Origin of the sequence: Pyrococcus woesei (genome assembly GCF_050496105.1) — an archaeon.
Classification (GTDB): Archaea; Methanobacteriota_B; Thermococci; order Thermococcales; family Thermococcaceae; genus Pyrococcus; species Pyrococcus furiosus.
The window spans coordinates 1,638,634-1,661,376 of the sequence record NZ_CP179867.1 but is presented as its reverse complement, the minus strand read 5'-3'; the positions used below and the strand labels follow the sequence as shown (position 1 = coordinate 1,661,376).

Genomic DNA, 22,743 nt, shown 5'->3' with positions numbered 1-22,743 from the left:
ACAACAAAAAGCGCTAATGGGGGATGAAAAGTGAATCCGGAAAACAAGATGATGTTAATGGCATATGGGATATTTGCAATTGCAGGGATAATTAGCGGAATTCTAGGAGCTTACGCTCCCCTAGGATGGATAATTGGGTGGATAATATACATTCTCGCCCCAAAGCTTTTACTTAACCTAGTTCCAGACTTACCCGAAGAACTTAGGAACGAAAGAGTGATACTCAGAAAAACATTTTGGAGCTTTTTCTTCTTCTGGCTATACTTTACAGGACTTACATACACTCTTATAACTAACTATGAACCAGTAGCATATTATGAGAAAGCTCTTTACTACAACATAACGAAGGGATGAACTATGAATGTGGAAGAAATGAAAAAGGCCGTGGCAAGGGCAGCACTTGAGTTTATAGAGGATGATATGGTGGTTGGACTAGGAACAGGCTCCACCACAGCATACTTTATAAGATATTTAGGAGAGATGATAGAAAAAGGAAAAGTAGAAGATATCTATGGAGTACCCACCTCCTATCAAGCAAAAATTCTTGCTATGGAAAGTGGGGTGCCAGTTCTTTCATTGGATCAAGTAGATGCAATAGACATAGCGGTAGATGGTGCTGATGAAGTAGATCCAAATCTTAACTTAATCAAAGGCAGGGGTGCTGCCCTCACAATGGAAAAAATAATCGAGTATAGGGCTGGAACATTCATCGTGCTGGTGGATGAGTCAAAGCTTGTCGATTATCTCTGCCAGAAAATGCCAGTTCCAATTGAAGTTATTCCAGCTGCATGGAAGGCGATTTTAGAAGAGTTAAGCATATTCAATGCAAAGGCTGAGCTCAGGATGGGAGTTAAAAAGGATGGTCCAGTTGTTACTGAAAATGGGAACTTTATCATTGATGCAAAATTTCCAAGAATAGATGATCCCCTCGACATGGAAATCGAACTTAACACTATCCCAGGAGTAGTTGAAAATGGAATTTTTGCCGATATAGCGGACATAGTATTAGTAGGGACAAAAGAAGGAGTAAAAAGATTAGAAAGGTAAAATGTTGGAGAAACTTTTTTCCCTCGGTTATTCTAAAACTTTTGCAGAAAGATACTATCAACTTTGGGGTGAAAGAGCTATAAGAATTGCTGAGGCCATGGAAAAACCCTTGCCCAGGTGTTTTAGAGTCAATACGCTTAAAGGAACTATCTCAGAGATAACTAAGAGATTAATGAAGAAGGGGTTCCAATTCACCAGAGTCCCCTGGGCAAGAGAAGGATTTTGCTTAACTCGTGAACCATTTTCAATAACATCCACGCCTGAATATCTAACAGGCCTCATCTATATTCAAGAGGCAAGCTCAATGTACCCCCCAGTTGCCCTAGATCCAAAACCAGGGGAGATAGTTGCAGACATGGCCGCGGCCCCTGGGGGAAAAACCAGTTATATGGCCCAGTTAATGGAAAATAAAGGATTAATCTTTGCCTTTGATGTAGATGAGGAAAGGTTAAAGGAAACGAGGCTTAACCTCTCCAGGTTAGGGGTTTTAAACACAATTCTTATTCACAAGTCATCCTTGTATATAGATGAGCTAAATATGAGCTTTGATAAAATCCTCCTCGATGCTCCATGTACCGGTTCTGGAACAATTCACAAAAATCCTGAGAGAAAGCACAATAGAACGTTAGATGATATAAAATTCTGTCAAGGGCTTCAGATGAAGATGATAGAGAAAGCCCTTGAAGTTCTGAAACCCGGAGGAATTTTAGTCTATTCAACATGCTCGTTAGAACCAGAGGAGAATGAATTCGTAATTCAATGGGCCCTAGATAACTTTGATATTGAACTCCTTCCCCTGAGGTATGGAGAACCTGCCTTGATTAATCCCTTTGGCATCGAGCTCAGTCCAGAAATAAAAAAGGCAAGAAGATTTTATCCTGACACTCACAAAACAAGTGGATTTTTCATAGCTAAAATTAGAAAGAAAGGCTAGAGAAATGCATGCCTATGTTTTGTAAGTCCATACAATCCATAAGCTAACAAGGCAAAGTCCACTATAGAGAGTATTATTACAACATAGGCATAAACAACTATAAATGTCTCACTTTTGCCCAGATACTCAGCGGCTGTTCTTATAGCCTCTGGATCTCTCAAAACTCCATAGAACATCCTAATTAACATTGGACTCTGAATCATGGGTATTGGAGCGACTGCATAAGCAAGCATTAAACCTGTATATCCTCTTCTCTGCAAGCTCAGCATTGAAAGAATCGCTGGAATTGCTAAAATTAATGCAGTTACTGCTAATTCGGGCCTTGTAGATAGTCCAGCTAGAACAAAATAAAGCGCCATTCCGAATATAAAAGACCTGTAAGCCTTTTTAAGCTTTCTTAGCATCGTTGGTTTAAAGTCGTAGAAAGCAGTTTTAGAGTATAAGTTCATTTTCTCCACAGCTTTGATGTATTCCTTTTCTCCCATTCTCTCTATTGCCTTATCGTTGGTGTTGTTCTTTATCTCCACTGATCTCTTCCTCAAAAATTCCGCCATTTGAACGTTGTCATTTTCCACCTCTCCACTTAACTTAAGAAAGTTCCCCGAGGCTTCTTCCAACAGAGAGATTAGCTTTCTCTTTCTTTTCTCCTCAAAAACTTTAACCTTCTCAAGTTTTTCAATTGTCTTGATCAGGTTCTCAGAAACCTCTTTAAGAATCTCTGGGCTCTTCACAAAAGCACACCCCCAAATAAAAAAGAAAAGAGAAAACTAAAAAGCCTTTAGGCTTTTGCTTGTTCGGCCTTCATGAGCTTACTTATACTCCAGCCCATCATGATGAATATTATCAGCCACGCAACTATCATGTACACGGCCCACATATTCTTCACCTCACACTTTGATTATCACTTCGTTCTTCGCTAGCTCTTCTCCGTACTTCTTCTTAATTGCATAGTAGGTTTCGATTGCACCAAGGAGGAGCATTGCCACTATTGCGATCTTTGCTGGTGTTTCTAATGTCTTGGAAACTAGGTCAGAGAATGTTCCGAACAGTGGAAGAGCGATGAAAATTGGAGCAATTATTACGGTAATCCACTTGTAGATTGTTGGAACGTTGATGTATGCTCCCTCGTGTAGTTCCCTCCAGAAGTTGTCAGGCTTGAACAGCCATACTCCAACTATTATGTCAAACAGTGCAAGTAATGCTAACTGGAAGTTTATCCATGCATCTACCTGATCAAGGTAACCGCTAATGTACACTACTGGGATTCCAAGGAGGAAGTATATGACGAACACAATCCAAGTTCCAGTCTTTCTTGATATTCCTAGATCTTCCTCCAGTAAAGCCGTTAGATAGTTGTACATAGCTATTGCTGAAGTAAATCCTGCAAACCAGAGGAGGAGGAACCATAAGGCTCCAAAGAACCTACCTGCAGTTCCCATCTGAACAAATATGTTTGGAAGGCTTGTGTATGAGAATCCAAGTCCAAAGTTCTCTGAAATCCATGCTAATGCAGCATTGCTACCCTGGGCAAGAACATCTTCCGGCACAATCTTTGGAGCGTATGCTACAGCCAATGGAACTGCAATTGAACCACCGAGAACAACTTCAGCAAACTCGTTCAGTGAAACTGTAGCTAATCCTGAGAGTGCAACATCATCTTTTGGTCCAAGATACGAAGCATAGTTCTGTATAATACCCATTCCGAGAGAGAGTGTAAAGAATATCTGACCACTTGCCGCAAGCATTACTTCCCATAGGTGATCCTTTAGATAGCCCCAGTTTGGTGACCAGATGAACTCGAATCCCTTAATTGTGGACCAGTTGGGATCTCCGAGGGGTGATCCCAATGCAAAGACGTAGATAACTAAAATGATTGCGAATATGTACAATAGTGGCATCATTACCTTGACCCATCTCTCAATTCCCTTGCTTACACCTTGGCCAACTGCTATTGCTAGTAAGACCACAGTAATGCCCCAGAATAAGAACACCAGTCCATGGTTACTGAGGTAGCTAGCAAAGAACTCTGCCGTATTCTCCACATTGAAATAAGCTCCACTAATGCTAAACCATGAGTAAGCTGCCGACCATCCAATTAGGTGAAGGTAATAGCTGTTAAGTAGAGTTGTTGTTGCAAATGCTAGAGCTCCACCAATGAGACCGAAGAATAGTGCACCCCTTGGCTTTAGGGTTTCTCTTGCCATCAGATAAAAGGTTGGGCCCAATGTTCCGTGACCGTATTTACCTCCATATCTTCCCTGCACCCACTCTACCCACATCACTGGAATTCCAAGGAAGAACAGTGCCAAGAAGTAAGGAACCATGAATGCTCCTCCACCGTTCCCAGCAACCTGGGTTGGGAACCTGACGAAGTTTCCTAGACCAATGGCATTTCCTGCCATCGCTAAAATAAGTCCAATTTTTGTTGCCCACCTATCTCTCTGCTCCATTCGTGACCACCTCCAGAATTTTACAAATATCTCCATATTTTCACCGATATATAAACTTTCTCCAGGACAATTGCCGAAAAATGACAAAAATTTGGTTTTACAACTTTGTAAATCATAAAATATAGGTTTATAACTCCCAGGATTATATTTTATCTGGGTGAAATGCCATGGCACTTAGCGACAAGCTTGATTTAGTTAATCCCTCTGAGATTAGGAAGCTCTTCGATTTGGCCGCTGGCATGAAGGATGTAATTTCATTGGGAATTGGAGAGCCCGACTTTGACACTCCAGCTCATATAAAGGAATATGCAAAGGAAGGCCTTGACAAAGGCTTGACCCATTATGGTCCTAACGTTGGATTACCTGAACTTAGGGAAGCCATAGCAGAGAAGTTAAAGAAACAGAATGGAATTGAGGCAGATCCAAACAGTGAGATAATGGTTTTAGTTGGGGCGAATCAAGCCTTTCTAATGAGCCTAGCAACCTTTCTAAAGGATGGGGAGGAGGTATTGATCCCAAGTCCAATGTTCGTGAGTTATGCTCCCGCGGTAATTTTAGCAGGTGGAAAGCCAGTGGAAGTTCCCACATATGAGGATAACGAGTTTAGAATAAACGTCGATGATCTGAAAAAACACGTTAGCGAAAAGACAAGAGCGTTAATAATAAACTCACCAAATAATCCCACTGGAGCAGTGCTAACTAAAAAAGACCTCGAAGAAATAGCTGACTTTGCAAATGAGCATGATCTAATGATAATAAGCGATGAAGTTTATGAACACTTCATATATGACGGAGCTAAGCATTACAGTATAGCAGCCTTGGATGGAATGTTTGGGAGAACAATAACAGTTAATGGCTTCTCAAAAACGTTTGCAATGACCGGATGGAGACTTGGCTTTGTAGTAGCGCCTTCCTGGGTAATTGAAAAGATGGTAAAGTTCCAAATGTACAACGCAACGTGTCCAGTAACCTTTATACAATACGCAGCAGCCAAAGCACTAAGAGACGAGAGAAGCTGGAAGGCAGTTGAGGAAATGAGAAAGGAATATGAGAGGAGAAGGAATCTAGTGTGGAAAAGACTTAATGAAATGGGACTGCCCACAGTTAAACCTAAAGGAGCATTTTACATCTTTCCAAGAATCAAGGACACTGGATTGAGTAGCAAGGAGTTCAGCGAACTAATGCTGATGGAGGCAAAGGTGGCTGTTGTCCCAGGAAGCGCCTTTGGAAGAGCTGGGGAAGGATACATAAGAATAAGCTATGCAACGGCATATGAAAAGTTAGAAGAAGCAATGAATAGAATGGAAAAAGTTCTAAAGGAGAAAAAGCTCATCTGAGATCCCGAGTAAGAAATCTAACGTACGCTATCGAAAAAGGAAACAGAAGTTCAATTATTAGTATTGCCAAGTTGTTTATCCCATAGCTAAGGCTGTCGACCAAAGGAAGGTACTCATAGTAGCCCTCCTCACCAGCAAATGTATACAACATTAGCTGAGCAAAATGCATCACGGGATTCAGATAGCTAATTCTCCTTTCCCATGCATCCTTTTTTTCTTGCCACTCCCTATACAAATCATAGCAGTGCTCAGTTGTTGTTTCTGTTGTTACAACTTGTTGCCCATTAATTTCCACAGTCCTCGTTACCATTATAGGATGACACTCGGGAGGATCTCCCACTATGGACTCTGCGATATTACCTGCTACTATTGGATATATTATAACAAAGAATATCACGAGACCAACTGAAATCAGAAGGGCAGTCTCTGGACTCTTTATTAGTGTTGAGATCATAATTCCAAAGCTCAAAAAGACAAGTGTATAAGTTAGTATAAACACCGAAAGCACGAAAAGCCTTGCAACTGAAAATCCTTCTACGGGAATTCCAAAGATTAGAGATAGTGCTAGGGTAAATATAAACCCGACAAATATTACAATCAGGAGAGCTATGGCGTTTCCCAAAAACTTGCCATTTATTACCTGATCCCTATAAACTGGATGACCAAGGAGAACCTTAATTGTTCCCTCCTTAATCTCTCTGTTTATTGAATCTGCACCCAAGAGTATTCCCAGGAGGCCACCAAAAAATACCCAAAGATTGGAGTTTGTCATAAATATTTGGGAAATTGGTGTCATGTAGACCCATCCGCTAGCCCCCATAATGCTCTGATGAACTACACCAACCTCTTCCCCAACCCATTCTTTTGAAAAATAAATTGCAAGGCCAAGAAAAATTAAATAAACGGAGAGCAAGATTATGAATCTCTTCGTTTTAACTGCTGTATAAAGTTCCTTTAATGCTATGTTAAGTTCAGCCTCCATAGATTATCTCCTCCCAACCCTTCTTATCATGATAATTACTACAAGGAATGCGACTATCAAGAGTGCTAGGCCAATGTAAGCTGAGGTTGATCTTTGCCTTACAACGACTCTAAGAGTGTCTTGCCATTCCTGTTGGTCGGAGGTGACCTTAATGGTAACCCTGTATTCTCCAGCAGGTGTTCCTTCTGGAACCTTTACTTTTAAAGTTGAAGTAAAGCGATCCTTTGGAGCCACCATCGGCGCTGAATCTGGATCAACTTCAACTTTCCATCCTTGAGGCGCTGAAACTTCTATCTTAACATTGGTTACAGGTGCGTTTCCATAATTAACGACCTCTATTTCGGTGGTTTTCTCTTCTCCAGCAGTTATGCTAAGGCGATAATTCATTAAGTTGACGTACATTTCATAAGTGCCAATTAAGTGAACAGTAATTGGTATTTCCTCTTTTGTTCCACTGCTAATGCTCTCCACTATAATAGTCAAGTTATAGTCTCCTGGAAGTGCATTCAAAGAAGGATAGACGCTTAAGTAGACATTCTTTGATTGTCCTGGGTCTACTTCAACTTTGTTCACCTCAAGATTACTATCTGGACTTAGAGTAAACATTGCATTCCAATTTTCTGGAAGGCCCCTTACTGAGAGTCTGTACTCATCGCTATTTTTACCAAGATTCTCAATTGTTATCAGGAATGGAGGATTTGGAGTTCCCAGAAGAATCGAATATACGTCAGATTCTGTGTCTACTGCAAAATAGTAAGGTTTCCTCGAAAGGATTATCTTAACGTCCTTAACTTCTCCATCTTCAACTTCTACTTTTTTCGAAGCTTTTTCATACCCCTCTTTTTCCACATAAATTTCATATTCCCCAGGTTTAATCGAGATTTCTGCCTTTCCACTTGAATCCGTTCCCATCTCCTTATCCCCAACAATGACTTTTGCTTTGGGAACTGGATTACCTTCTTCATCTATGATTAGGATGTTAAGTGTGGCATTTTCCCCCTTGTATGTCTTATAGATGTTGACAAAGAACGTTACAACTTTTGTTTCTGAGTATTCATTTCCGCTAATTGATAACGTTACAGGAATTTCATACCTCCCAAGATCGGCTCCTCTTGGAACATCCAAACTTATTTCAAGGGTCTTCGAGTCTTCTTCACTTAGGTGAATCATGCTAACTCTGCTTCCCATATATAGGCTATGGGCATCCCACCCTTCAGGGACCCCTATCTCTACACTCACATTGGCTTCGATCGTACTTTGTATTACAAGGGGGAATTTAATCTCCTCTCCAGCCTCTGCATCCTGGGAAATTATTGAAGTAATAACCTCGACTTTTCCTTTTCTAGTTTCTCCTTTTACATCGATAACTACTCTGTGAACTTCTGAATTAACCTTGAACTCAATTATTTCTCTTCCACTGTACTCCTCTGGAATTTGAACATTCAGTGTTAAGGTTACAGCAGACTTTTTTGGAATTTCAATGCTCCTTACTGCAATTCCCTGATAAAGAAATTCTGCACTCCAATCTTTGGGAATTCTTAAGAATTCTAAGGAGATTACGGTGGAGTTATCTCCTCTATTTTCAATAACTATTGGAAAACTTAGAACGTCTCCTGGTTTAGCGACAACTTCCTTGTAGGGAAAAGAAACACTAATTTCGAATGTTTTTTCCCCTTTAACAGTAACTTGAGGTAGTTCATAAATCACTAGGCTTTTTCCAGTGAACTCTAATATATACTTGTCTACCTTAACTGACTCGTTAGCTTTTATGTAAAATACTGATGTACCGCGCTCAATTGTAATTTCTGTAGAGTTTACTTCCAGTACCTCAAAGTTTTTAACAAAGCTACCTTTTTCCACCTTGTATTCTTCTCCTATGGCTTTCCATAGAACTACAATAAATAATCCTTTTTCTGCATCATAACTCCCACAAGAGACAATTAGATTTCCTGTTTCAACTTCTGCACCAAAGTCAGCTTTCAATATCTCTTTTATTGAGTTGTTGGCTTCAATAATTACATAAGGACTGCCGTCAATCCCAAACTCGATTCTAATTAGGTACTCATTAATCTGCAGTTTCTGATCTTCTTTAAGATGTCCAGAGAAAACACTAACCTTCTTGACGTATTCTTGTGCCCCAAATACTGGAAGTGCAGAGAGTAGGAAAAGCAACACCATGGCAAAAGCAAAAAACCTTTTCATTCTTCGTCCCCCCTCTTATAAATTGTTCTTAAGAACACGTCCTCCAAACTTGGCTCCTCTACTTCAAGGCTTAAAATTGTGATATTTCTCTTCTGTAGTTCCTCACTAATATCTTCTCTAATGTCGGATTTTGCAAATATTATTGCCTTGTTTTCGGACAATTTTTCAATCCTAATAATTTCTGGGTGAACGATCTCTGGTATAGGTTGTTTAGTTTCCACCTTAATCTCATATCCTTCAAGCTCCATAAACTGCTTTTTAATTTCTTCAAGGGTTCCAACAGTTCTTAGTTTTCCCTTTACAATTATGCCCACTTCATCTGCAAGCTCCTCAACCTCGCTTAACACATGTGAAGAGAAGAATATAGTCTTCCCAGCTTTTTTCTGTTCCCTTATTATACTCTTTACAAGATATGCTCCTTCAGGATCCAAGCCGCTCGTAGGTTCATCAAGTATCAATAGATCTGGATCATTAATCAATGCCTGAGCTAAGAGGAGCCTCTGCTTCATTCCTTTGGAAAATGTCTTAACCCTTCTAAATCTCACATCCCACAGACCGACAAGTTTTAAGAGTTCCTCTATTCTCTTTTCTTTTTCTTGCCTAGACATCTTGTAAAAATTGGCAAAAAATTCGAGGTTTCTCCATGCTGTTAGTTCTTCATAAAGCGTTGCATTCTCAGGCAAAAAACCAAGCCGCTCTTTGGCCTTTATGGGTTCTTTAAATATATCATATCCAAAAATTTTTATGGAACCGCTATTTGGAACTATCAGCCCAAGCATGCTAAGTATTGTCGTAGTTTTGCCAGCTCCATTTGGACCTAAAAATCCAAAGGCAATTCCCTCTTTCACGTTCAAGGTAAGACTATCTACTGCCTTAAACTTTCCATAACTTTTTGTTAAATTTTCAATCTCAATAACGTACATTTCTATCACCTCAGATCTAGCTTAATGAACTTTAGGTAGCTTAGGAATAGGGAAATAAACAATGTAACTATTATCGGAATTAAGTCGGGGAGGCCTAGAATTATTCCCTCGATAATGCTTCTATCCTCAACTATGCTAACACTTTCTTCACTTCCCCCTAAAAATGTCAAACTTCCTAAGATGTCCTCTCCAGCCTTTGAACCATATATAAGGCTACATATTTCCCCAAAATCCGTAGGAAGAGATAAAATGATGATTTTAGAATAAGTTGAATAATACCTGTTTATCCACTCCTGAAACTCTCTGTTTTGAGTAAAAACAGGCGTATTGTTCTCGTATTCAACGATTAAGCTTGGTGGCGTTCCTGCTGTAGCAAAGGCCACTATTGAGGCAACTATCGGGATTACAAAGACAAATATTATGAAAACAAATATCCCAGCAAGCAGACTATTAGTTGGATTTCTCATTATTACCGATAGAAGAATACCTAATGCGTAAAGTGCCACTCCATAGAGTATTGTAATTGGATAAATTGCGAGAAGCCTGCTGATATCATATCCAGTTACTCCAGCACCAAATACGAGCGCAATTCCTATCATAAAGACATAAAAGAGTCCCACGGTTACAGCAATAGTTATAGCCCCTCCCAGAAGTTTTCCAAAGATTATCGTGTCCCTATAAATAGGCTTAGCTCCAAGAACTTTAATTGTGCCTTGTTTTATCTCAGAATTTATAGCTGTTGAAGCCAAGAGAAGGGAAAGTAACGTTACACCATAAACGTAAGCAGTGGAAAATGACGTGAGGAAGAGTTGCTGAAATGGAGTCTTGAACTCAAAGCCAAGTGTGTTCATTATTGAGTTCAGCTGACTTATGAATACCACTGCAATTACTAAAAATATTCCTAAAATAACGTAGAATCTTTTTGTTCTAATGCTTATCTCGAATTCTTTAATCGCTATATTCAGTACTGACACATTATCACCCACTCTTAAAAATTTTTTGACATTGAAATTATTCCACAGCATCACTCTCAAAAAATTACACACATACTTAAAAATTTTTTGACATTGAAATTATTCCACAGCATCACTCCTAGGATAATATAACTAATGATCTTTCATGAGCCTGCTATCAAAAAAGAAGCTAAAAACTAAAAGAAAGAAGATTTCAACCCATTTGAAGAGCAACAGTTCTTAATTCTCCCCTTTCAAATCTGTGAGGATCGTACCACTCTACTGGAAGTTCTGTCTTACCTTTTGTGATTAAATCAGCAACCATCTCAGCTACCGCTGGAGCCATCATAAATCCATGCCCTGAAAATCCTGCAGCGATGTAATAATCACTTACACCTTCAACTTTCCCGATAGCTGGGTTACTGTCGGGAGTTTTTGCGTAATAACCTGCCCAGGTTCTTAGGATTAGTAGATTCTTTAGAGCTGGTATTATCTTTGAGAAATAGTAGCTAACTTCTCTTAGAAACTCATAAGTTGGAGTCAAGTCATATGTTGGCCCCACTTCATAACCAACTCCTCCTATAATCCCTCCATGCGCAGTTTGTGTTAAATAAGCGTGACCATACTTGAAAGATATGACCATCGGCTTTATAGTTCCTCTTTTAATCGGTTGGGTTATCACTGCTTGATGCTTGTAGGGCTCAATTGGAATGGAAGTTTTAATACCAGCCATAGCATTTATCAACTTTGCCCATGCATTAGTTGCGTTTACAACAATCCCCGTCTTTATTACCCCTCTATTTGTTTTTACTCCCTTAATCTCATTATTTTCGATGATAAATCCCTTTACCTCCGTGTATTCAAGTATTTTTGCACCATACTCCTTTGCCTTAAGTGCAAAGGCCGTTGTAGAGTGAAACGGATCTGCTTTTCCATCCGTTGGATTCCACGAAGCTGCGATTACTTCGCTTATATCCAAGAGTGGAACTATCTCCTTCGCCTCTTCTGGGGTTATCAACCTAGTAGGAACTCCAAATTTGTTCTGGATCTTTATGTTTTGCTTAAATATCTCAACTTCCTCATCATCATACAATAAGAAGAGGTAACCTGTTTGCTCGAACTTAAAACCATATTCTTCACTGTACTTCTTCCAAAGCTCTACAGAGCGCTTCATAACTTGAACGTTTGCTTCATCGTTAAATTGCTGTCTAATTCCCGTTCCACATCTAAAAGTTGAGCCAGAACCAATGAACCTCTTCTCAACGAGGGTAACTTCTTCTCCTCTCTTAGCGAGCTCATGAGCTATCGTAACTCCAACAATACCCCCACCAATCACGACAATTTCACTTTTTTCTGGAATCATCCCTCTCACCTCCTAGATAGAATTCCTAACTTTACGGTTTTTATTGGGGGCCTTGCCACAGGTAGGTCTATTTCACCTAGCTTAATTCCCGTAACCTGGGAAACAACTGCTGCCCCATTGAAGAGGCAGAAACGTCCCTGGCAAAAGCCCATAGCTAGATGGGTTAACCTTTTAATTATTTGAAGATCTGTTATGCCCTTTTCGACTACATCATATACCTTTCTTAAGGAGACATCACATCCACATATCTGGACGTCATCCAAGTTCAGCTTGTTTATTGGGATTTTTGGCACAGGAAGAGCTTCAGGTTCAAATTCCTTAAGCTTTTCTTTGTATATGCATGGTTCTGAATCTATTCCAAATTCCCTAAGAATATATGCTCCAACTAGCCTTCCTTCCAGGTAATTTGTATAGTGGGGCTTTATCGTCACTGCACTGCCTGCTACATATACCCCCTCTCTAATCTGGTTATATTCATTTACAACGGGCCTATAATATCCCCTCCTAAAGTGTAATTTTCCTCCTGCCTGGGTAATGGGATTTATGTCAGGCCTTTTACCATCAGCAAATATTATTGCATCAACCTTGTACTCATTTCCATTGAAGTCAATAACCTTCTCAACCTTCTCTTTCCCTTCAACCCTTTTTACAGAGGGCACCTCTACGTAATCAATTCCCCATCTCTCGAGTTCATATATTACTTCCTCCGCCTTACTTCCAGTAACAGCTACATTCCAACCTGGAGCTACTTCCCAAACGTTCATTACCTCAAGCGCAAAATCACGCCTAAAGACCCCAGGCATGTCGTTGTTTTCAAAGAGCATTATGTTATCCACCGCACCAGTAGCTAAAACTACCCTTTTAGCCAGAAATTCTATTAGATTATTTCCTTTAGTTGCTGGAACTAGAAAGTATTCCCCTTTATCAAAAACTCCCAGGGCAACTGTGCCAAGATATACATTAGCTTTAACTTCTTTAGCGAGCTTATCAACGACTTTTCTTGAGCTTTCTTCAAAGCCCTCCGCTGTTGAAGTCTTTAAAAACATATCCCCACCTAACCAGCCTTTCTCCTCAACTAGTGCAACGTTTAGGTGTTCCTGCATCTCAAGAACAGCTCCCAGCCCTGCGGGGCCACCGCCAATTACTAAAACATCAACCACAACTTGTTTTACTTCTCCATCCTGTGGAAGTGGTTCTTCGTGAAAATCACCGTAGGTTTGTCTTTGTACTTTCATTCCATCTTTAACCTTTGTTTTCCTAGCATCGACACCCTTTACTCCATTTATGATCATTGGGACTGGACCAAAGGTAAATGCCCCCCTTTTTCTTCCTTCTAGGCTTGTTGTTAGCCAGTATATTCCATTGGCCAATAGTGCAACGGGCAATTTTTCTCCTTCATAGGCTTCCAGTTCCTTCCCTTCGAAATATATCCTAACTTTTTTCTTCTTCTTTTCCGTTAAGTCTAGTGGCCTCAAGTTTCTCACCTCTTTGAAATAATTTATTCCAAGCAAATATTTCGAGAAATGTCTTATAAAGAAATTGGAATATAATTAATGAAAATTTTTTCAATTTTAACGCTTCAGAAAGGCCTATAAAGGTTCGAAATATGAATAATCTAATGATAAAAGTGAAACTAAGGTGGTTAAAAATGCCCATAATTGGGTTTGCCGAAGTTAACGCCACTATTCACGAGATACCCTCTCTAATAATGGAGAACCTAAAAGAATTTGGAATTGAGGTTAGCTTTTATAGGCATCATTGGGCAGGAGATTTGCCTTTTGGACTGTTAATAATTGAGAGCAACAAAGGACCCCTAGCTATTAGGTGGCACTTTGGAAAGAAGTTCTCTTTAAGACTTGAAGAGGTTAGTGAAGAAGCATTTGAGGAGTTTGTTGAAGAGACTCTAGACTACCTAGGAGGTGATTAAAAGTGAGCGTTAAAGAAAAACTTAATTATGTAATTAAGGAATTCAATAGATTACATGGAAGTGAAGCACAGGCTGAAATCAAAGAAATAAAGGGAAAAGAAGTTATTATTGAATTCAAGGGTACTTTCTGTAAAACGTGTGGGCTCTATGATTATTTTGACGACATTAAATGGGAAGCCCTAGATTTCGGAATTAAAATTAGGCCTGTAGAAGTGTTAGAGAGTGAAGAGGACTTTGAAAAAGGTAGATATGTAGTTCGATACATTTTAGAAGATCAAGGCAGAGATTAGAGAGGGAGAAGAAAAATGTTCTCAGCTTGCATGAGAGACTGCTATGATACATGTGCAATTATAAGCGAGTTTAAGAACGGTAAACTAACTGTAAAAGGCAATCCGAAGCATCCAATAACAAGAGGATTTCTATGCCCAAAAGGAGCCTTGTTGCCAAAGTGGTTTCACTCTCCTGAAAGGTTAAAAACTCCCCTGATTAGAAAAGGGAAAAGAGGAGAGAACAACTTTGCAGAAGTTTCTTGGGAGGAAGCAATTAAACTTGTGGCCAAAAAGCTGAAAGAGACAATAGAAAAATTCGGAAGTGAGAGCATCCTTGTATACAGATACGCTGGAGATAGAGGAGTTGTTAACTACAACTTCCCACTGAGGTTATTTCACTATTTAAATGCAAGGACAATTGAAAGCGGAATTTGCGATAGAGCTGGTCAAGAGGCATTGAAAGATGTCTATGGAACAGCTGTTGGCCTTGATCCCGAAGAAATTCCCAATCATAAGTTAATTGTTTATTGGGGCATAAATGCATTTTGGACTAATCTCCATGGCTTTATGCTTGCCAAGAGGAACAACGTAGAAATTTGGACGGTTGATGTTATTAGAACTGAAACTGCAAAGAGGAGTTCTAAGTTCTTCCAAATTAAGCCAGACACTGATGTTTTATTTGCACTGGGTATCGCAAAAGTTATGATAGAGAATGGATGGTACGACAAAGAATTCGTGAAAGAAAACGTGTATGGATTTGAAGAATTCAAGAATTACATAAAAACATTATCCCTTGATTACATAAGTAAAGAAACAGGAATTGAGGTTGAGAAGATATTTGAATTTGCTCAGGAATTTTGGGAGAAGAGAGGGATAATTCACATAGGATATGGATTCCAAAGATCACTGGCTGGAGGAGAGGGTGTTAGAGCAGTCTCCCTTCTTCCAGCTCTTGTAGGCCACAAGTTTGGCTTCATTTATGACATGGTCACAATAGATAAGAGCTATGCTGAAGGAAAGTTCTTAAGAACAGAGCCAGAGAATCCTCTACCTCAAATGGAGCTCGCGGAAGCAATTGAGAGCGGAGAGATAAAATTCCTCTACATCTATAATTCAAATCCTTTGGCTAGTTATCCAAATCAGAACAGATTAAGGAGGGCTCTTGAAAATGCAGATATTTTCGTTGTTACCCACGACATCTTCATGACAGACACCGCTTTATACTCGGATGTAGTCTTACCTGCCAACACATTCTTTGAAAGATTTGACATAGTTGACTCCTATTATCATAGGTATGTGCTATTAAATGAGCCCGTGGCCAAAGGCCCTGGGAAAAGCAACAGTGAAGTAACGAGATTGCTTGCAAAGGAACTCGGTATTAATAACCCATATATATACGAAAATGACGAAGAAGTCGTTAAAAAAGTCCTGGAAATTAATGGTATTAGTTTTGAAGAGCTAAAAGAGAAAGGCTTCGTAAAAGTTCCCCAAAAGGAAAGAGTTTGGCCCACTCCCAGTGGAAAAATTGAGTTTTACTCCCAAAGAGCTGTAAAGAGAGGTCTGTCTCCTTTCCCCACTTACAAGAAGTTCAGAGGAAAATACCCCCTAAGGTTACTAAGCCCCACATATAGAATGACAATAACAAGCCAGTACCACAATACCTATGGGATAATAGATGAAAAAATTTACATGAATCCCAAGGATGCCCAGGAGAGGAAAATAAAAGATGGGGATAAAGTCATTGTTTTCAATGAATATGGAAGGGTAATAACAAGGGCAAAGATAACCGAGGACGTTCCAAGAGGAGTTGTTGTCATGTACAAAGCTTTCTGGCCTTCACTCCTTGGCTGGAACGTTAACTTCCTAACAACAGACAAAAAAGTAGAAGAGTATGGAAAGGCCTCAGCTTTCCACTCAACATGGGTTGATGTTACTCTATATAGTGAACCTGAGGAAGGGTAGTGATTTTCACTGGCTCTCCAAAAGCCCTGTCTCCAGCATCCCCCAATCCTGGGAGAATATAACCTTTATCATTTAATTCCCTGTCTATCTTGGCGACGAAAATTTCAACCTCCGGGAATTTTTCTTTTATTCTTGTAATTCCCTCTGGAGCAGCTAATACTCCAACAACTAATGTCCTCTTTGGAGTTCCGTATTTCTTAACTTCCTCAAGAACTCTTAGTAAAGTTGAGCCAGTTGCTATCATCGGATCAGCCACTATAACGGTATCCTCAGGAGTTATCTGGGGAATCTTAATGTAGTTCATCTCGATTTCGAACTTTGGAGGTTTTCCTCTAGCAGCTGAGACTATTCCAACTCTTGCATGCTCAAAAACTTTTATTAGTCCTTCCATAAATGGTATGGCCGCCCTCAGAACTGTTATTATTACCACATTCCTTCTATCTTTGACTATTATTCCCTCGGTTTCTTCCAATGGAGTCTCAACCTTAACCTTTTCTACGTCCATTGTCTTTGTGATCTCATACCCCATGTATCTTCCAAGCTTGACAAGGCCTTTTCTGAACTTTATACTGTCGGTGTCTTTGTCTCTAAGTTCCGTTAGTATTTCCATAATATAGGGAGAATCCTCAAAGGAATAAACTCCACCCCATCTCTTATCCTCAATCATATTATCACCTCAACACCTGCTCTAACACAATAGCCGTTATAGCTCCAACGGCCATTCCAGACTCCAATATGCTTGCAATTATTTGTGGGAAGTGTTCCAAGAACTCTGGTGGAAGCTGTGGAGCACCAAGTCCTGCAATTAAGGCCGTTGCTATTATTATTGTGTTCCTGTCATTTAGTTCTACTTTCTCCTTAATTAACCTTAGCCCTGTAACGCTAATCATTCCATAAAGGGCAAGGGTAAGACCTCCAAGCACTGGGGCAGGCATTGCAGCTAACAATCCCGCAAATTTTGGGAACAGAGAGATTACAATGAGTATAATCCCACCAACCTGGACAACGTATCTACTCGCAACTTTTGTAAGAGCCACTAGTCCTATGTTCTCTGAATAGCTTGTTGTTCCACATGCTCCCAATACTCCAGCAATTGAACATGCAATTCCTTCACTCATTATTCCCCTATTTATGTGCTTATTAGTTATGGGAGCCTCTGCAATAGCTGAGATTGCATGATAATCTCCAACGCTCTCTATAATGCTGACCATGAATGCAAAGAGCAGAGTTATAATTGCCCCCACATCAAATACTGGAGTTCCCCACGGGAATATCTTTGGAACACTGACAACTGGAAGCTCTTTTACTAGCTGAAAATCTGCTAATCCCAGGGGGATGCTGACTAAATATCCCACAAATGCTCCAACTATAACGGGCATTGCCCTTAATGTACCTCTGCTTTTTAGAGCAACGTACACAGTTGTTCCAAAGGTTATAAGAGCAACGATTGTTGCTCTTGGAATGCTCGCTCCAGATGGGTCGGCGAAGTAGTTAAAGAAATACTTTACCGATACGTGAGCCAGAGAGAATCCTATAAGCATTATTGTAACTCCTGTAACTACGGGCGTAAAGAGCTTTTTGATTTTCCCTACTATTCCCAGCCCACCAACTAGAGCCTCTATTATTCCGCCAACTATTAGGGCTCCCTGGGTAGCGGCCATTCCAAGGCTCTTCCCTATGCTTATCAAACCTGGGATAAATGCAAAGCTTGAACCTTGGACTATTGGATACCTCGAACCAATTGTGGTTTGGAGAATCGTTGCAATTCCCATTGCCAACAAAACGGCCTGGATCATGGTTGCTATCTCTCTTGTCGAAAGCCCTACTGTGGTTCCAACTACTAGTGGAACTGTAACTGTTGCTCCAAACATTGCAAGGACGTGCTGAAGCCCAAAGAGAATAGCTCTTTTTGGTTCAACTTTCTCATCTATTTTAACCTTAATGTCAGGACCCATTAAAGCCCGCTCAAAGTGTGTTAGAAAACCTTTAAAAAACTTTCTTTTAGTGCTTTGATACTGTTAGGATAAGCTGTGGGGTGTCAGGTTTAAGTTACTGGCAGTACTTTAGAAAAAGAAGGGGGAACATGAAGTCTGAAACCATTATTTACTGGGTGGTTTCAGCCTTAAAACCCTTTCGTCGCAACAAAATCCCACCAGAAAAGAAAATCAGGGGAGTAGAATTATACCTGCGAGGCCTCAGTTACCGGCAAACCGCCAGAATACTCAAAATCAGTCACGTAACAGTCTGGGAGGCAGTCCAAAAACTCGCAGAAGCAGTTTACAAGCCAAAAATCCTCGCAGTCAAAAAACAGCGAAACTTCATCGCAGTTGACGAAACAGTAATAAAAATCAACGGGAAGAAAAGATACCTCTGGGCTGCAATTGACGTTGAGAGCAAGGAAGTTTTAGCAGTCTGGATTACGACTGTTAGAAACTGGTGGATTGCCAGGGACTTCATTCTAGTTGTTTTAAAGTCGTGTGAAGGGCAGCCTGTCTTTCTGGTTGACAGGGCGAGCTGGTATAAGTCTGCTTTTAAGAGTTTGAGGTTGGGTTATCTGCATGTGACTTTCGGGCCGAGGAACAGTGTTGAGCGCTGGTTTAGGACGTTGAAGGAGAGGACGAAGCGTTTCTGGAATAATTTCAGGGGTAAAGACTGGAGGAGGGTTCATAGGTTTGTTTTTCTGTTTGCCTTCTGGTATAATTTTGTCAGAATTCATTCTAGTTTTGGTGATCCGCCTGGTGATGTTACTGAATGGCTTCAGGAGGTGATGCCCCAGTTATCCTAACAGTATCAGTGCTTTATAGGGGAAGTACAAATGGAGTATGAAGAAAGCATTGAAAGTAAATTGCTAATGACACTCACTCTCATCCCTTTTTTAATGTCAATATTCATAATAGGATTCGCTACTTCAGTTCTTGGAGAAGAGATTCCAAAACAAGTTATCCTTTTTGTAGGAGGCGTGTTTGCCCTAACCCTAATAATGACACTTGATATCACTAAAATAACAATAAAAATCGACGATGAAGGGATTAAGATCAAAGGAAGAATCGGACTATTGGTTAGAAAAAGGGTAAAGATCGAGGACATAGAATACTACAAAATTGAAGAAGGTTTTCTAAGCTGCCAGGTTCTATATGGGTTTAGATTTAATCTCCCGGCTAAGGCTTGTGTTTTAATAAAAAGAAAAACGGGAGCACCTATAGTTTTTACGACCAACAATCCAGATGAAGTTTCTTATGCTCTTTCTACCCTGGGAATTCCCAGGGCTCCCTAGAGCTTATCTTTCATTATTGCCGTTCCATAACCAACGAATAATATCCTATCAGGATCGAGCGCCTTAACAACTTCAGGCCGATGAGTTATTATAACCGCCGTTATTCCTGCTTCCCTTATTATTTCTGCAACTTTTCTGGCAACTCTCATTGCAGTTAGGGTATCTAAGTGGGCAGCAAATTCATCAATCAAAATTAAGTTCGGCTTTTCTGCCAGCAAAGAAGCAATTTTTGCTCTTTCTTTTTGCCCCGTAGACAGTTCTGAAAACTTGGCCCTATAGAGAACTGCATCACTGAGTCCTGCCCTATTCAATACCTCCACAGCGGCATTTAAGTCTCTAATTTTTCTGTAAACGTGTTCTAATATACTCTCCGAACCAAATTCAGGTTCAAACTCTCCCGGTATTAAAACGGAAACCTTAGCATTATCAGGAACCTTAATTTCTCCATTTGTTGGCCTATACTTTTCTTCCCAGTACTTCATTATTGCTCCAAGAATAAGTCTCAGTAACGTGGTCTTCCCAGCCCCACTGGCCCCTACTACTACTATAACTTCACCTGGCTTTATTTCAAAGTTCAAGTTTCTCAAAACGGGTCTTTGGATTACTCTATGCCTAACTCCAAAAGCTTTCAAAAGATCCTGGATTTCTTCAGGAAGACCTTTAATATCAAGCTCACTTTCAAACACTTTACTTACATTCTTAAAAACTATCGGACCATTTAATGGCTCAACCTTTCCATAACTTGGCTTCCATAATGGTTCCTTAGGAGCATATGGATCATTTTTGAAGTAATTTTCTAGGTATTCTTTAGCCTCTTCAGTCAGAGGATAAATCAAAACTGGTCTTCCGCTAGCCGTTTCCCAAACGTATCTAAATCCAACTTTCTCAAAAAATGGATTGTATCTAGCCATTTGAGCAATAGTTTCAACAAAATGCTTCTTTTTCCTCATTTCAGGAATTCTTCTTTCAGCAATCCATTCCAATGCAGCTTTCACGCTTAATTGGCCAAGACCATCTGACCTATAATCTGGGTGAACTACAACTCTCGCTATCCTAGCCCCCGCAGTGTTGCTCTCCCTAAGAGCTCTCTCTTTAGCCTTTTCCCATAAGAGAGAGCGAGCAATTTTCTTTGGATATTTCTTCCTAAGTTCAACAAAGAGTTCATACATTATCTTTTCCGGCCAGAAGCTAGGCTTAAGCCAATCCTTTGGAAAAACTTTCTCCCTTATGTTTTTGTCAATTTCACCATTGGGAAGCTTTCTATGCATTAAGGGAATTGGGGGATCAACCCTAACATAGGCAAGCACTCTGGGCTCATATTCCTCCCTCTTCACAAGTTCAAGAAGTAAAAACCTTGAAGCTGGAGTTGAACCTTTAATTTCTAAGATATGAACATGTTTGTCCGTTTTACACTTCGGACATATTGGTTTTGTGTTGGCTTCTATTATAATACCGCACTTTTCACATCTCCACAAGGCGACTTTTTCCTTTTGAGACGCATAATGATACTGTTCAAGTTCAGCTATAGCCTCAAAATCACTTTCGTAAGTTGCCTCCCTCGCCCTTATTTCGTACTCGTAGAGAAGCTCAGCTGTTAGAGGTGAAAATCTCTTAGTTTTGTATATCTTTTCCCACACTGGCCAAACTTTTATTTTTTCGCCGTTATAGAATTTGTAAAGCTCATAATCATTAAATTCCAGAATTTTTATTCCTTCTTTTTCTCTTGGAGGCCTAAGTATCTTTATCTCAACTTCATCACCCTCTAAGAACCACTGGGCAATTCCGCTCATGTAAAGCCTATATGTTTCCCCATTCGCCTCAACTTCCAGCACTCCAAACCATCTGTGTTTAAACTTTGGAATCTTGCTCTCCTTAACTTTCCCCCTAATGAGCATTAAACCACCAAATTAGTTCTTGGGATAAATAGATTTAACTTTTTCTAACAGGTAACATGAATTATAGCTAAAATTTTCTTTTTACCCCATAGTTCTTCTAGAATCTTTAGAGCCTCCTCTGTAGGCCTTTCAATGACCTCCTTGTTTTCAACTAGCTTTCTACTTTCGGGGAGCAGTGAGAGCATTCCATAAATTCCAGTTCCCACTATAAGCACTTCAAAATCCTCATTTAAGTACTCCTTTAGTTCTTCTGGATCAAGTTTATGACTTGTCCCGTGCTTTTTCTTGCTGATTTCTTTTTTCCTCCTCTCGATTCTTCCTGAAGGGTAAATGACTATATCATGCCGAAACTCCTTTCCGTTAATTTTAACCAAACCAAATTTAACTTCCTCCACCTTCATACGGCTCAGCCTCCACCGGTCCCGGGCATCAATACCCCAAAGGCCAATCTACATCATCGCCTCACTCTTCCCTGACTGCATCTTCTTCAAACTTTTCTATTTCTTTCTTGGGCCCTACCCACAAGACTATAACAGGTTCAACGGTTATCATGCCATCTTTAATCATTGGCTTTATTATGTTTACTGCTTTTTCTATTACATGTCCCCTATCGATAACCTCTATTACAATTGGCAAGTCAGTAGAAAGCCTTAGAACGTCAGTAGAGTGAATTCTGCTCTTTTTTCCAAATCCATATATGCCCCTATAAACAGTTGCTCCGGCAACTCCAATTTCCCTGAGCTTTTCAACTATTGCTTTATATAAGGGTTTTCCATCCCAGGAATCGTGTTCCCCTATGTATATTTTCAACCGAAGAGTATTCCAGTGTTCGACCTCAACCATTTTTCTCACCTTCTTGCAAGTACAAACCCTAAGAATACTAGGAAAATTGTGGCTAAAACATTAGCGAAGATATTAAGGAGTGCAGTTAAGTATTCCCCCTCTCTTATTAAAGAAAATGTTTCATACGAAAAGGTGGAGAACGTGCTTAGTCCACCACAAAATCCAGTACCAAGAAAGAGTCTGCTCTCTCGAGATACATCAAGGCCCCAGAAGATAAGGCCGTAAAGATAACCCAGGAGAAAACTAGCTAAAGAGTTTACTAGGAGGGTTCCTACAGGGAAGCTCCTATATACAGGAAGAACTCCAGAAAGATAGTATCTCGCTACAGCTCCTGTTCCTCCTCCAATCAATACTAAAGCTACTTCCCTAAGGTCCATGGTTG

23 protein-coding genes are annotated in these 22,743 nt (G+C 40.0%); 9 read left to right on the top strand and 14 right to left on the bottom strand.

The window, feature by feature from the left end:
• Positions 1-30: 30 nt before the first annotated feature.
• The 3 genes from ACMFNG_RS09150 to ACMFNG_RS09140 are packed head-to-tail and all read left to right on the top strand — an operon-like array spanning position 31 to position 1,981.
• Positions 31-354, top strand: coding sequence for a hypothetical protein (locus ACMFNG_RS09150; protein ID WP_014835368.1), 324 nt, complete (start codon positions 31-33; stop codon positions 352-354).
• Between the two features lie 3 nt (positions 355-357).
• Positions 358-1,047, top strand: a complete 690-nt coding sequence (gene rpiA / locus ACMFNG_RS09145) for a ribose-5-phosphate isomerase RpiA (protein WP_014835367.1) — start codon at positions 358-360, stop codon at positions 1,045-1,047.
• Position 1,048: 1 nt separating this feature from the next.
• Complete coding sequence (locus tag ACMFNG_RS09140; protein ID WP_011012401.1) at positions 1,049-1,981, top strand: RsmB/NOP family class I SAM-dependent RNA methyltransferase; 933 nt, start codon at positions 1,049-1,051, stop codon at positions 1,979-1,981.
• On the opposite strand, the gene ACMFNG_RS09135 is transcribed toward ACMFNG_RS09140, so the two are convergent.
• Both ACMFNG_RS09135 and ACMFNG_RS09130 read right to left on the bottom strand, forming a co-directional pair.
• Positions 1,978-2,712: a hypothetical protein gene (locus tag ACMFNG_RS09135; RefSeq protein WP_011012400.1), complete on the bottom strand. Its 735-nt coding sequence runs from the start codon at positions 2,710-2,712 to the stop codon at positions 1,978-1,980. The genes ACMFNG_RS09140 and ACMFNG_RS09135 overlap by 4 nt on opposite strands.
• 156 nt (positions 2,713-2,868) lie before the next feature.
• Positions 2,869-4,431, bottom strand: coding sequence for a sodium-dependent transporter (locus tag ACMFNG_RS09130; RefSeq protein WP_048059058.1), 1,563 nt, complete (start codon positions 4,429-4,431; stop codon positions 2,869-2,871).
• Between the two features lie 167 nt (positions 4,432-4,598).
• Between ACMFNG_RS09130 and ACMFNG_RS09125 the strand changes: the two genes are divergently transcribed.
• A complete protein-coding gene (locus ACMFNG_RS09125) occupies positions 4,599-5,768 on the top strand; it encodes a pyridoxal phosphate-dependent aminotransferase (RefSeq protein ID WP_430515173.1) in 1,170 nt (389 codons plus the stop codon).
• Here the strand turns inward: ACMFNG_RS09125 and ACMFNG_RS09120 are convergent.
• The 6 genes from ACMFNG_RS09120 to ACMFNG_RS09095 form a co-directional block, all read right to left on the bottom strand.
• Complete coding sequence (locus ACMFNG_RS09120; RefSeq protein WP_011012396.1) at positions 5,761-6,750, bottom strand: ABC transporter permease; 990 nt, start codon at positions 6,748-6,750, stop codon at positions 5,761-5,763. The genes ACMFNG_RS09125 and ACMFNG_RS09120 overlap by 8 nt on opposite strands.
• 3 nt (positions 6,751-6,753) lie before the next feature.
• Entirely contained in the window at positions 6,754-8,952 is a 2,199-nt protein-coding gene (locus ACMFNG_RS09115) for an NEW3 domain-containing protein (protein WP_149586329.1), read from the bottom strand.
• On the bottom strand, positions 8,949-9,875 hold the full coding sequence (locus tag ACMFNG_RS09110; protein ID WP_011012393.1) for an ABC transporter ATP-binding protein: 927 nt from the start codon (positions 9,873-9,875) through the stop codon (positions 8,949-8,951). Before ACMFNG_RS09110 ends, ACMFNG_RS09115 begins: the two co-directional genes overlap by 4 nt.
• Before the next feature lie 5 nt (positions 9,876-9,880).
• Positions 9,881-10,849, bottom strand: a complete 969-nt coding sequence (locus ACMFNG_RS09105; RefSeq protein WP_430515172.1) for an ABC transporter permease — start codon at positions 10,847-10,849, stop codon at positions 9,881-9,883.
• Positions 10,850-11,042: 193 nt separating this feature from the next.
• Positions 11,043-12,191: an NAD(P)/FAD-dependent oxidoreductase gene (locus tag ACMFNG_RS09100; protein WP_011012389.1), complete on the bottom strand. Its 1,149-nt coding sequence runs from the start codon at positions 12,189-12,191 to the stop codon at positions 11,043-11,045.
• 5 nt (positions 12,192-12,196) lie between these two features.
• Positions 12,197-13,666 (bottom strand): FAD-dependent oxidoreductase, encoded by a 1,470-nt coding sequence (locus ACMFNG_RS09095; protein ID WP_014835364.1) that lies wholly within the window; start codon positions 13,664-13,666, stop codon positions 12,197-12,199.
• A 173-nt stretch (positions 13,667-13,839) separates the two neighbouring features.
• Between ACMFNG_RS09095 and ACMFNG_RS09090 the strand changes: the two genes are divergently transcribed.
• Genes ACMFNG_RS09090 through ACMFNG_RS09080 form a run of 3 tightly spaced genes read left to right on the top strand, consistent with a single transcriptional unit; the run spans position 13,840 to position 16,349 of the window.
• Positions 13,840-14,118 carry a hypothetical protein gene (locus tag ACMFNG_RS09090; RefSeq protein ID WP_014835363.1) on the top strand — a complete coding sequence of 93 codons (279 nt, stop codon included), beginning with the start codon at positions 13,840-13,842 and terminating at the stop codon, positions 14,116-14,118.
• Between the two features lie 2 nt (positions 14,119-14,120).
• On the top strand, positions 14,121-14,408 hold the full coding sequence (locus ACMFNG_RS09085) for a hypothetical protein (RefSeq protein ID WP_011012386.1): 288 nt from the start codon (positions 14,121-14,123) through the stop codon (positions 14,406-14,408).
• 15 nt (positions 14,409-14,423) lie between these two features.
• Positions 14,424-16,349 (top strand): molybdopterin-dependent oxidoreductase, encoded by a 1,926-nt coding sequence (locus ACMFNG_RS09080; RefSeq protein WP_011012385.1) that lies wholly within the window; start codon positions 14,424-14,426, stop codon positions 16,347-16,349.
• On the opposite strand, the gene upp is transcribed toward ACMFNG_RS09080, so the two are convergent.
• Positions 16,318-17,016: a uracil phosphoribosyltransferase gene (upp, locus tag ACMFNG_RS09075; protein ID WP_011012384.1), complete on the bottom strand. Its 699-nt coding sequence runs from the start codon at positions 17,014-17,016 to the stop codon at positions 16,318-16,320. The genes ACMFNG_RS09080 and upp overlap by 32 nt on opposite strands.
• Positions 17,017-17,020: 4 nt before the next feature.
• The gene (locus ACMFNG_RS09070) at positions 17,021-18,304 is read right to left on the bottom strand and encodes a uracil-xanthine permease family protein (protein ID WP_011012383.1); all 1,284 of its coding nucleotides are present in this window, start codon (positions 18,302-18,304) and stop codon (positions 17,021-17,023) included.
• Positions 18,305-18,432: 128 nt separating this feature from the next.
• On the opposite strand from ACMFNG_RS09070, the gene ACMFNG_RS09065 reads away from it, so the two are divergent.
• Positions 18,433-19,134, top strand: a complete 702-nt coding sequence (locus ACMFNG_RS09065; protein ID WP_430515106.1) for an IS6-like element ISPfu1 family transposase — start codon at positions 18,433-18,435, stop codon at positions 19,132-19,134.
• Positions 19,135-19,164: 30 nt separating this feature from the next.
• Complete coding sequence (locus ACMFNG_RS09060) at positions 19,165-19,623, top strand: hypothetical protein (protein WP_011012382.1); 459 nt, start codon at positions 19,165-19,167, stop codon at positions 19,621-19,623.
• On the opposite strand, the gene ACMFNG_RS09055 is transcribed toward ACMFNG_RS09060, so the two are convergent.
• The 4 genes from ACMFNG_RS09055 to crcB form a co-directional block, all read right to left on the bottom strand.
• On the bottom strand, positions 19,620-21,518 hold the full coding sequence (locus ACMFNG_RS09055; RefSeq protein ID WP_014835362.1) for a GNAT family N-acetyltransferase: 1,899 nt from the start codon (positions 21,516-21,518) through the stop codon (positions 19,620-19,622). The two genes, ACMFNG_RS09060 and ACMFNG_RS09055, sit on opposite strands and share 4 nt — an antisense overlap.
• Positions 21,519-21,562: 44 nt before the next feature.
• Complete coding sequence (locus ACMFNG_RS09050) at positions 21,563-21,919, bottom strand: Mth938-like domain-containing protein (protein ID WP_011012380.1); 357 nt, start codon at positions 21,917-21,919, stop codon at positions 21,563-21,565.
• A gap of 61 nt (positions 21,920-21,980) precedes the next feature.
• Positions 21,981-22,361, bottom strand: coding sequence for a DUF190 domain-containing protein (locus ACMFNG_RS09045; RefSeq protein ID WP_011012379.1), 381 nt, complete (start codon positions 22,359-22,361; stop codon positions 21,981-21,983).
• A gap of 5 nt (positions 22,362-22,366) precedes the next feature.
• Positions 22,367-22,738, bottom strand: a complete 372-nt coding sequence (gene crcB / locus ACMFNG_RS09040; RefSeq protein WP_011012378.1) for a fluoride efflux transporter CrcB — start codon at positions 22,736-22,738, stop codon at positions 22,367-22,369.
• Positions 22,739-22,743 lie beyond the last annotated feature (5 nt).